9 protein-coding genes and 4 pseudogenes are annotated in these 10,088 nt (G+C 68.9%); 10 read left to right on the forward strand and 3 right to left on the reverse strand.

Translation table 11 applies throughout. The features are described from left to right. Positions 1-475: 475 nt before the first annotated feature. Positions 476-1,476 (forward strand): annotated as a pseudogene (locus AB0903_RS33730) (IS5 family transposase). 79 nt (positions 1,477-1,555) lie between these two features. On the opposite strand, the gene AB0903_RS33735 reads toward AB0903_RS33730, so the two are convergent. Continuing rightward, a complete protein-coding gene (locus tag AB0903_RS33735) occupies positions 1,556-2,326 on the reverse strand; it encodes a transposase (protein WP_366708563.1) in 771 nt (256 codons plus the stop codon). Between the two features lie 295 nt (positions 2,327-2,621). Between AB0903_RS33735 and AB0903_RS33740 the strand changes: the two genes are divergently transcribed. Next, entirely contained in the window at positions 2,622-3,200 is a 579-nt protein-coding gene (locus AB0903_RS33740) for a dihydrofolate reductase family protein (protein ID WP_366708564.1), read from the forward strand. Between the two features lie 278 nt (positions 3,201-3,478). Here the strand turns inward: AB0903_RS33740 and AB0903_RS33745 are convergent, their stop codons facing one another. Beyond that, positions 3,479-4,192, reverse strand: a complete 714-nt coding sequence (locus tag AB0903_RS33745; RefSeq protein WP_366708565.1) for an NAD(P)H-binding protein — start codon at positions 4,190-4,192, stop codon at positions 3,479-3,481. 93 nt (positions 4,193-4,285) lie between these two features. On the opposite strand from AB0903_RS33745, the gene AB0903_RS33750 reads away from it, so the two are divergent. Beyond that, positions 4,286-4,969 carry a TetR/AcrR family transcriptional regulator gene (locus AB0903_RS33750; protein WP_366708566.1) on the forward strand — a complete coding sequence of 228 codons (684 nt, stop codon included), beginning with the start codon at positions 4,286-4,288 and terminating at the stop codon, positions 4,967-4,969. Positions 4,970-5,471: 502 nt separating this feature from the next. On the opposite strand, the gene AB0903_RS33755 is transcribed toward AB0903_RS33750, so the two are convergent. Further along, entirely contained in the window at positions 5,472-5,915 is a 444-nt protein-coding gene (locus AB0903_RS33755) for a hypothetical protein (RefSeq protein WP_366708567.1), read from the reverse strand. A gap of 589 nt (positions 5,916-6,504) precedes the next feature. Between AB0903_RS33755 and AB0903_RS33760 the strand changes: the two genes are divergently transcribed. From AB0903_RS33760 to AB0903_RS33790, 7 genes and pseudogenes are all read left to right on the forward strand, one after another. Next, on the forward strand, positions 6,505-6,753 hold the full coding sequence (locus AB0903_RS33760; RefSeq protein ID WP_366708569.1) for a hypothetical protein: 249 nt from the start codon (positions 6,505-6,507) through the stop codon (positions 6,751-6,753). Between the two features lie 74 nt (positions 6,754-6,827). After that, positions 6,828-7,112, forward strand: a pseudogene (locus AB0903_RS33765) (HAD hydrolase-like protein); the annotation flags it as partial. Between the two features lie 40 nt (positions 7,113-7,152). After that, positions 7,153-7,488: pseudogene (locus AB0903_RS33770) on the forward strand (HAD-IA family hydrolase); the annotation flags it as partial. A gap of 361 nt (positions 7,489-7,849) precedes the next feature. After that, positions 7,850-8,191 (forward strand): annotated as a pseudogene (locus AB0903_RS33775) (transaldolase family protein); the annotation flags it as partial. Between the two features lie 439 nt (positions 8,192-8,630). Continuing rightward, positions 8,631-9,305, forward strand: a complete 675-nt coding sequence (locus AB0903_RS33780; RefSeq protein ID WP_366708571.1) for an MFS transporter — start codon at positions 8,631-8,633, stop codon at positions 9,303-9,305. After that, positions 9,302-9,889: an adenylyl-sulfate kinase gene (gene cysC, locus AB0903_RS33785; RefSeq protein ID WP_366708575.1), complete on the forward strand. Its 588-nt coding sequence runs from the start codon at positions 9,302-9,304 to the stop codon at positions 9,887-9,889. The genes AB0903_RS33780 and cysC overlap by 4 nt, the downstream gene beginning before the upstream one ends. Next, on the forward strand, positions 9,886-10,088 hold a 203-nt coding region (locus AB0903_RS33790; protein ID WP_366708573.1), incomplete at its 3' end, for a phosphoadenosine phosphosulfate reductase family protein. The genes cysC and AB0903_RS33790, both read left to right, overlap by 4 nt.

The following is a 10,088-nucleotide window of genomic DNA, read 5'->3' on the forward strand; positions in this document are numbered from 1 at the left end:
ATCCGCATATCTCACACGCCAGGAAATACAACCAACCGCGCCGCATCATCAGGCACTTCGAGACGGATCACCCTAACGAGCCGAAGTCAGTAAGGATAGACTGTGGCACTAAGTCGCTCATGTGGCCAACAATCTTTGAGCTGATTCGCGCCTTACGTACGCCTTCACGGCCTTCCGTGCGCCACCTTGCGTGCCCGTTTGATCCGCTTCTCGGCACTGGATTCCGTCTGGTTTAGCAATGAGGCAAAAGATTCCCACCAGTGCGGAGTTTCCAGGTATTTCAGGCTGTGCGCGTTAGCAATAAATGCGGCAAAATGGGTCTAAATACCCATCGCGAATCAACATCAAACGCCCACTCAGAGCGAAGAGAAGCCCCGCGACCAGCCCGCCCAGCGCTGCTAGGGAGCGTATTGCGTCGTGATCAATCTTCGAGTTTTGCCCGCACGACGGTGTCTGGGCAGGTAGACCTTCTCGGGTGACTCGCGTGCAACTGACGGATGTGGAGTGGGAGTTCATCGAGTCGTACCTGCCGATCGGCGAGTACGGCCCGTACCCCGAGCGGCTGCGGCAGCAGTTCGAGGGCGTGATCTGGCGGTTCAAAACGGGCGGCCAGTGGCGGGAGATGCCGACAGAGTTCGGTGCCTGGTCGACCGTCCACAACCGCTTCCGGCAGTGGCGTGACGCCGGGGTCTTCGAGGCCCTGATGGAGGGCCTGATCGCGGAAGCTGCGAAGCGCGGTGAGGTGGACCTGTCCCTGGTCGACATCGACTCCACTACCGCCCGTGCCCACCACGACGCGGCCGGGATGCACCTGGAGGAGGAGGTCCTCACCGCCCTGGAGAAAGCCGCCTCCGAGGCGGAGAAGGCCAGGTCAAAGGGGGCGACTGCGGCGAACAAACCGGGCAGGGGGCCGAAAGTGATCCTGAGCGGGAAGAACGACGACGCATCCGGCGACGGCACAAACTCCGACTGAAGGCCGCCCTCCTCGGACGCTCGCGGGGCGGGCAGACCAGCAAGATCCACGTCGCGGCCGACCGCAAGTGCCGGCCGCTGGCATTCATCCTGACCGCAGGACAGGCCGCCGACAGCCCGCAGTTCATCCCCGTGCTGAAGAAGATACGGGTCCGCGGGGCCGTCGGCCGTCCCCGCACCCGGCCCGGCGCAGTCGCCGGGGACAAGGCGTACTCGTCCCGCGGCAACCGCGCCCACCTGCGCAAACGCCGCATCAAGGCGGTCATCCCGGAGAAGAAGGACCAGGCCGCCAACCGGAAGAAGAAGGGCTCCAGAGGCGGTCGGCCCGTCAGCCACGACGCCGACCTCTACAAGGAGCGGAACACCGTCGAACGTCTGATCAACAAGCTCAAGGCCTGGCGAGGCATCGCCACCCGCTACGACAAGACCCCCGACAGCTACCTCGCCGGCCTTCACCTGCGCGCCTCGATGATCTGGCTCAGAGATCTCACCCGGGCAACCTGATGATCACAACGAAATACGCTCCCTAAGCGTTGTCCCGTAAATGATCTACGACGTGTTCGCTGACCTGCTCGTTCCTTCGTCACCCGGCGAGGGCGAGGTTGTGCAGGCGGGCGATGCCGAGCATGGCGTGGTGGACGCCGTCGCCTTTGAGGCGGCAGTCGCGGAGGATCTTCCAGGTTTTCATCCGGGCGAAGGCGTGCTCGACGCGGGCGCGGACCTTGCGGTGCGAGGTGTTGTGTTCCTCTTTCCATGCTTCGAGTTCGCTCTGGCCGGGTTCGCGGCGGTGCGGGATGACCAGGCCGGTGCCCCGGTAGCCGCCGTCCGCGATGACCGTGGTCCTGCCGACGGCGGCCTTCGCACCGGACAGCTCCCATGCCTTGCAGTCGTTGCGATTGCCGGGCAAAGGACGGCCGACCGCGACGACCAGCCGGGTGTCCGCGTCGATGACGACCTGGTGGTTGGTGGAGTACCGGTAGTTCTTCGACTGCTCGGCGACACTGTGGTCGCGGGTGGGGACCAGGGTGCCGTCCACGATGAGCACGGTGTCCTTGCAGAACCGCTTGCGTTGCTGGAGCGCGAGCGATGGCCCGAGGTGGTCGATGATGCGATCGGCCGCGGACTTCGACACCCCAAACAGCGGCGCCAGTTGGCGCAAGGTCAGGTTGGTCCGCCAGTACGCGGCGACCAGCAGCACGCGGTCCTCCAGCGGCAGACTCCACGGCCGGCCTTTGCGCACCGGATCTGCACCCTCGCGCCGGAGCGCGGTGACCAGCCTGCCGAACTGGCGCGGGCTCAACCCGCTGAACGGGGCTATCCAGGAGGGCTGCGAAGCCGTGATCACACCAGACACGCCAAGATCATCTCACTCCTGACCAGCAGTTACGGGACAGGTCTTAGCAGCCGCCGTACGCACCGTACCGACCGCTCCTCCGGCGCCGACGGCCGCACCCGCGGGCTCGGTCTGCCCGAAGAAGAGGCCGGGTTCCAGCTGTCCGGACAACACGCCTGAGCCGTGTTGTGAGAGATCGCCGCCCTTCGTGACACTCTCCGCGTGGGGCGGGGAGATCTGAAAGATCTCGCGTCGCGACGAGCCCTGTGGTGGCCTGCGGTCGTACTGGCGAACCCGTTACCGAGGAGGGCTCCTGATGCGCAGGGTGACCTATTCGATGGGCGTCTCGCTCGACGGCTACATCGTCGGGCCGGACGGCGACTTCGACTGGACGGCGCCCGACGAGGAGGTCTTTCGCTTCGTCACCGACGAGATTCGAGAGGTCGGCGTCCACCTGTTGGGGCGACGGCTGTACGAGACGATGCTGTACTGGGAGACGGCCGACCGGGATTCATCGCTCGACGACTCGGTGCTCGAGTGGGCCGCGCTGTGGAAGCCACTCCCGAAGGTGGTGTTCTCCACCACGCTGTCGGCGGTGCAGGGCAATGCCCGCCTGGCCTCCGGCGGGCTGACGGAGGAGATCGGGCGGTTGCGGGCCGAGCCCGGGGAGGGCGACATCGCGATCGGCGGCGCGACTCTCGCCGCCGAGGCGGCCGCGTCGGGTCTCATCGACGAGTACCGGGTGAGGGTCCACCCGGTGCTGGTCGGCGGTGGCATCCCGTTCTTTCCCCAGCGTGAGCGCAGGGTGGATCTCGAACTCGTGGAGACCCGCACGTTCAGCTCACACATCGTCTACCTCCGCTACCACGTTGCGCGCCAGGGGTCTTCAAGGTGATCGAGTGGTTCTCGCGCATGCTGCCCGCCGTCCAGGCGGAGAAGGACGCGGCCGGTGACATCGACCAACTGTCTCGGTCGACTCCACCGTCGCGGGCTCACCAGCATGTCTCCGGTGGCAAGAAGAGGGGAGCCGACAGGGACGAAGCGGGTGAAGGCTCAAGCAGTGGCGCGGGCCGGCCGCTCGCTGTCACCGGACTCGTGAGTCCGGCCAAGCCGCCGTCACGTCGCCGCGATCCTGCTCTGGACCCGAACGTCGAAGACGATCTCTAGCCGTCTCTAGCCGCGGTCGTCGACGCCGGAGTGGGCGAGGGCGCTCGGGGTGAGGCGGCCGACGATCGCCGGGGCCTCCTGGACGAGCGCGTCGTCGGTGAGCGCCTCCACCATGAACAGCGCGAAGTCCACACGGCGCGTCAGGTTGCCGGCCAGTACCGGGTCGCCCACGTGCCGGCTCCACACCGGCAGGCCCTGGCTCTCGCCCTCCTCCAGGGTGCTGCCGCGTACCACGGTCCACCGGGTGTCGCTGGCGAACACCCGGCGGCACGCCTCCACCTGGTCGTCGATCTCGACGGCGCGGACGAGCTTGCCCAGCACGGCGGCGAGCCGGACGCCCGCCCGGAACATCCACGAGTACGTGTCCTTGCCGTCGCGGGTGATGTGCCAGCCGCAGGAGAAGACCAGACGTGCGCCCGGCCGTGCGTGGTCGAGCACCGCCTGGGCCGTGCCGGACGCGTACTGCTGCACCCCCCAGGGCACCAGCACCGTCAGGACTCCGTCGCACCCGGCGACTGCCCGCCGGATCACTTCCGGATCGTTCGTGGGGCCGGGAACGACGGTCATCCGGCCTTCGAACGCGGCCAGTTTCGGCACGCTGCGCTCCCGGCACACGCCGACCACCTCGTAGCCGCGGTCCAGTGCGTGCCGGACCATGTACTGCCCGAGCTTCCCCGAAGCCCCGACGATGCAGACCTTCTTCACACGATCCGTGTCCATGGCGCGGTCCTTTCGCGGAATGCTGACCTTATCTTGTAAGGTACGCTAGCCTTATGTTGTAAGGCAGTCAAGCGCCGGTGAAGGGAGAGGTCGATGCCCGAGGGAGGCAAGGGCCGGGCGCGCGCCCCGCTCAGTCGCGAGCGGGTGATCCGCGCTGCGATGGCGGTGGCGGACGAGAAAGGCGCGGCCGCGCTCACGATGCGCGCCGTCGCCGAACCGCTGGGTGTCGAGGCGATGTCGCTCTACCACCACGTCTCGGGCAGGGAGGACGTCCTCGACGGCATGGTGGACGCGGTGTTCGGCGAGATCGACCTGCCCCCGCGCGACACGGACTGGAAGAGCGCCATGCGCGACCGCGCGGCCTCCGCCCGCGCCGTGCTCCGGCGCCATCCCTGGGCCGTCGCCCTGATGGACTCCCGCAGCCGGCCGGGCCCCGCGACCCTGCGCCATCACGACGCCGTCATCGGCGCGTTGCGCGCCGGAGGGTTCTCCGTCCCGATGGCCGCGCACGCCTTCTCGCTGATCGACAGCTATCTGTACGGCTTCGTACTCCAGGAGGTGAGCCTGCCGTTCAGCGGATCGGCGGAGCTGGACGAGGTCGCGGGCGCCATCCTGCGCGACATGCCCGCGGACGCCTACCCGCACCTCACCGAGCTCGTCACCGAGCACGCCCTCAAGCCCGGCTACGACTACGCCGAAGAGTTCACCTTCGGCCTCACCCTCATCCTCGACGCCCTGCGCCCGGACGAGGGCAAGAGTGCGGACGCGGGCGCCTGAGGCTGTCCCGCAATCCCCGGCGGCGCACGACCACGGCTACGGTACCTCGCTGCGTTGTCGAATCGCCGAGATACACCCAGTATGAGGACGGCCCTCCGCCTTGCGACGCACCGCACCCGACGCCGCGCGCTGATCCACCGGGGATGACGGGACAGCCCTTGGCCGGCGCGGGGGAGGACGTTCCGGGAGCCGCCGCTCAGTGCTTGGTGCCGGCGGTCCCGGCACTCTCGAAGGCCTCGACCTCGACCTCGACCTCGGCGCTCGGCTCGAGAGCCCTCCGCGCCGCTGACGGCCCGGCCGGTCCCCGTGCCGATGCGCCTGCTCCGACGCCTGTCGCAGGTCCGGTGTGCGGACGAGCCCGGCCGGCATGCTCCTGCGCGGGCGGGCGATGCCGCTCCTTGCGGCCGGCCCGTGGTCCGCCTTCCGCGGCCGCACCCGCGCGCCGGCACGGGACGCGGTCTCCGGCCGCTGCGCTGCGGCCGGCTCCGGGCCCCGCCGGGCGTCAGTCGTCGGGGTCGATGCCGCTGGCTCTGGCGATGCCGTCCAACTCGCTGTTGATCGCCTGCTGCTCGATGGACCACTGGTGGATCTGCCGGCGCAGCTCCGCGAGCGCCGCCGGGTCGTCGGCGACTTCCGGGGTGACGACCGCGTAGCCGGCACTGCCGTCCGGGCCCGGCATGTCGATCACATGGTGGTCCATACGCCCGGTGGTCAGAATCGCCATCACGGCCAGGAACTCGCGCTGGACGGCGCCTGCGAAGTTCTCGCGGTCACCGGCCTCGAGAACACCTTCGTCCCCCTCGGTGATGAGGCGGCTCATCTCGTTCACGGCCTGATGCAGCGTCTCGAAATCCTCCGGATCCATCCGGGCCTTGACCGACTCCAGGTAGAGCTCGGCCTTCGCCATCCGCTCCTGCGGCGTCTCGTCAGCATCGTCGTCGTTCATCCCCCACCGGTTCCCCGGACCTCGGCCGTCCAACCGGCCGCCGCGCCGAGTCCTTCGGGAGAGTGCGCGGGTGGACCGGGAGCCCACATGCGCCGACGGCATTCGGGCCGCGGTCGTCCGCTCTTCGCGCAGCGAATCGCCGCACCACCAGGGCATCACCGTGCGGACCGGACGGGTCTGCCCGGCCGGCTGCTCGACGGCCTTGACATCAGCAGGCGGTTCTTGCTGCCGGGGGCGGCGTGGGCAGCAGCGACGGGTCGGGCGCCCGCGACGGCCGGTGCTGGCGCGGCTGCACGGGCCGTGTTCCCCCGGGCGGCGGAAGTCGTCGTCGCAGGCCGCGGCGATGCTCCTGGAACAAGCGGGCGCCGCACGGGAGGTACGCCTCGGCCGACGCCGTTCGGTTCCGCTGCCGGGACTGAAGCGGCCAGTGCCGGTTCCGTCCAGATGCGAAGTCTTCCGGGCCCCCGTGCGCTGGGGAAACTCATCACCGGCACCGGGCGCCCGAGGTGACCGAGCTGGTAGCAACTCAACTGCTGACGCATGCAGGCGTTGAGGAGAAGTCGATCTCAGTGATCTTCAAGGAGCCCTCATGTTCCGCACCCGTGTCACCGCCGCCGGGGCCGCCCACGCCGTCGCCGTAGCCGTACCGGTGCTCACCGCGCAGAGCACCACGGTCGACGGGACGTCCGCGATCTCCAGCACCGGCTCCATGGCCTGGCAAGCCGGCCCCGCCCGTGGAGCCGAGGGCGCCGACAGCGCCGAGAACTCCGCAAGCACCGCAACCACGACCACAGATCTCCCGGAAGGCACCGCCGGCCTTCAGCGGCACGTGGCGTGATCCCGGTGCAGCCCCCCATGACAACGCGCCGAACTGCTCGCTCGGCTGTCCGCCCTCGAGAACGACCTGAACCGATGGCAGGCCGTCTCCTTGTGTTCGACTGCGACGGCGTGCTGGTGGACAGCGAGAGGCCCAGTGCACAGGTGCTGAGCACGATGGCGGAAGACGACTTGAGCCTCGCCTTGACCGAGAAGGAGGCGCTCGCCTTCCTCCGGGGCCGGAAGGTCGCCGAATGGGTGGCCGAGCTGGGCGGCATGAGTGCCCGCCCCGTACCTGACGACTTCATCCCGTCCTTCCGCAGGCGCGCCGCTGAGCGGTTCGCCGAGGCCCTGCGCCCCGTCCCGGGCGTGGCCGAGGTGCTGCGCGGCCTGACTCTTCCCCAACTGCGTCGCCTCCAGCGCTCCCCTGGAGAAGATCCACCAGACCCTCGGTCTCACCGGCCTGCTCCAGCACTTCGAGGGCCGCATTCACAGTGCCTACGAGGTCGGCAGCTGGAAGCCGGATCCCGGCCTTTTCCTGCACGCCGCGCGCACCATGGGCTCGGCCCCCGCCAACTGCGCGGTGATCGAGGACAGTGTGGTGGGCGTCAGGGCGGGAGTCGCCGCGGGGATGACGGTGTTCGGTTACGCGCCTCCGGACAGTGGCATGGCGGCCTCGCTCCGGGAAGCCGGCGCCGTGCCGTTCAGTGCCATGGCTCAGCTGCCGGTGCTCATCGACCGGTGGGCCGGCCGGTGAGCACCGTGACCGTCCAGAGCTGAGCTCAGAAGCAATCCACCCACGAGCGTGCCAAGACCCGCTCACGATGTCGCGCCGGAAGGCACGCACAAGACGCGTCGGACAACAACGCCCAGAAACGGTGACTCCATGCCGAGCGTTCTCGAACGACTTCAGCACGTCAATGAATCAGCCGAGATCTGGTGGGACTCCTCGCCGCTCGATTTCCCTGCCTGGCGCGACGAGTTGCTGATGAGTGCTCCCGACCTCACGACCCGCGGGAGGTGGGCCGAGCAACTGGCCCGCTTCCTCGCCCCCCCGGAATCCGCGGAACTCTTTGGTGCGTGGGGGCACGACCAACCCCTCTCTGGTCGCCAGGAGCGTGCTGGCCGCTCCGGAACGGTGGAACACCCGGGTCCATGCCTTGATCGGGGACCGGCCCATGGCCGATGTGGAGGACATCTACGCCGCCGTCCATCTTGACGTCCTCCGGCGCTCCGCCGCCGAGATGATGCCCGTCTGGCAGGCATCGGACGGCCGATACGGCTGGGTGTCGGGCCGGCTGGATCCGCGCCGCACGTTCCACACCGACGGTATGCTCGAACAGGCCCTGGAATTCGCCACGTTGGCCCCGAACCTGATGGTCAAGGTGCCGGGGTCCGCCGAGGGCTACCGGGTGATCGAGGAACTGGTGGCGCGCGGCATCTCCGTCAACAGCACCCTGTCGTACACCGTTCCGCAGTTCATGGCGTGTGCGGGCGCCGTCGAGCGGGGCCTGGCGCGGGCCCGCGCCGACGGGGTGGACACGTCCCGCTGCCGTGCCGTCTTCACCCATATGATCGGCCGGTTCGGCGCCAACCTCGATCTGCAGTACGAGGCCGAGGCCCGTGGTGTCGACCTGAGCCCGACTGACAGTGGCATCCTCGCGCACGCCCCGGCACCCGGCGGGCTGCCCGGCGGCTACCCGGTGCGGGTCGGACGCGACGGCGGCACCCTCGACCTGCCCGACGGCCTGACCCCCGAACGGGCCGTGCGGATCAACGAGCAGTGCCAGGTCGCCGACGGCATCGAGCGTATCGACGCGGACGGCACGGTCACCTTCACCGAGCCCGAGATGGCCGGGCGCCGCCGTACGCAAGGACAGCGCGAGGGCCGGCTGGCGAATGGTGCTGGTGCGCTGGGTCTTGATCATCTGGGTGATGAAGTTCCTGAACGGGTTCGCCTCCATGCCGTTCCAGAACTACCTCTCGCCCTATCTGCGCGAGGGCCTGGGATTCGACATCAACTTCGCCGCCCAGGTCTGGGGCGTCATCGGCGTCATCGGCATGTTCGCCGGCTTCGCCGTGGGCTGGCTCTCGGACCGCATCGGCATCCGGATCACGCTGGTGATGTGCTACGGCAGCATGTTCCTCTCGTCGGTGCTGCTCGTCGTCGCCCCCGTCGGCTATCTGCCGCTCGTCTCAGGCGTCCTGTTCGCGCTCGCCTTCTACCCCATCTACGGCCTCGTGCCGGCGTATGTGTCCAAGATGGCGAAGGGCGCCGCCGCGACCGTGATCTTCGGCGTCACCAATGTCACCCAAGGCGTCGGCGGCATCGCGGGCAGCTACGCGGCGGGCCTTCTCAAGAACCTCACCGGCAGCTTCATGTGGTACTACGTCCTGATCGCCGCCACCACCGTGGTGCTCGGCCTGCTCACTCTCCAGTTGCCCCGCGAGGGCGCATCGGAGGCCACCATCGGCGCCGACACCCCGGCGCAGGCCGACGACACCGAGCAGCTCGCAGCCGAGTCCCGTCCCGTACCCGAACACACCAAAGTGGCAACGGAGGTCGGCCGATGACTTTCACCGCACCCCACCCCGCACCGGCATCCGCGTCGGTGTGCACCTGCTGGCCGGGCGCCACCGTCTGGCTGACCGGACTGCCCAGCGCGGGCAAGTCGACCATCGCCCTCGCGCTCGCCGAACGCCTGCGCACCGAGCACCGCAGGGTCGAGGTGCTCGACGGCGACGAACTGCGGGCCTCCCTGTCCTCGGGTCTCGGCTTCAGCCGCGCGGACCGGCACACCAACGTCCAGCGCATCGGACTGATCGCCGAAGTGCTGGCCCGCAACGGCATCCTCGCCGTGGTTCCGGTGATCGCCCCGTACGAGGAGAGCCGGCAGGCGGTGCGCGCATGCCATGAGCGGTCCGGCACCGCCTATCTCGAAGTGCATGTGGCGGCCCCGGTGGAGGTGTGCTCCGCCCGCGACGTCAAGGGCCTGTACGCCCGTCACGCGCAGGGCCGCCTCACCGGCCTGACCGGTGTCGACGACCCGTACGAGACACCGCGCCGGCCGGACACACGGCTCGACACCGAGCGCCAGAGCGTCGAGGAGTCCGTGGTGGCGCTGCACGCACTGCTCACCCAGAGGGGGTTGGCATGACCACCGTGCCCGCGATCGGCCGACACGTCGACAGCCCGTACGCGCTGTCCCACCTGGACGCGCTCGAGTCGGAGGCCGTGCACATCTTCCGCGAGGTGGCGGGTGAGTTCGAGCGGCCGGTGGTCCTCTTCTCCGGCGGCAAGGACTCCATCGTCATGCTGCATCTGGCGCTGAAGGCGTTCGCTCCGGCGGCCGTGCC

Source organism: Streptomyces sp. NPDC048389, from assembly GCF_040706335.1.
GTDB lineage: Bacteria > Actinomycetota > Actinomycetes > Streptomycetales > Streptomycetaceae > Streptomyces.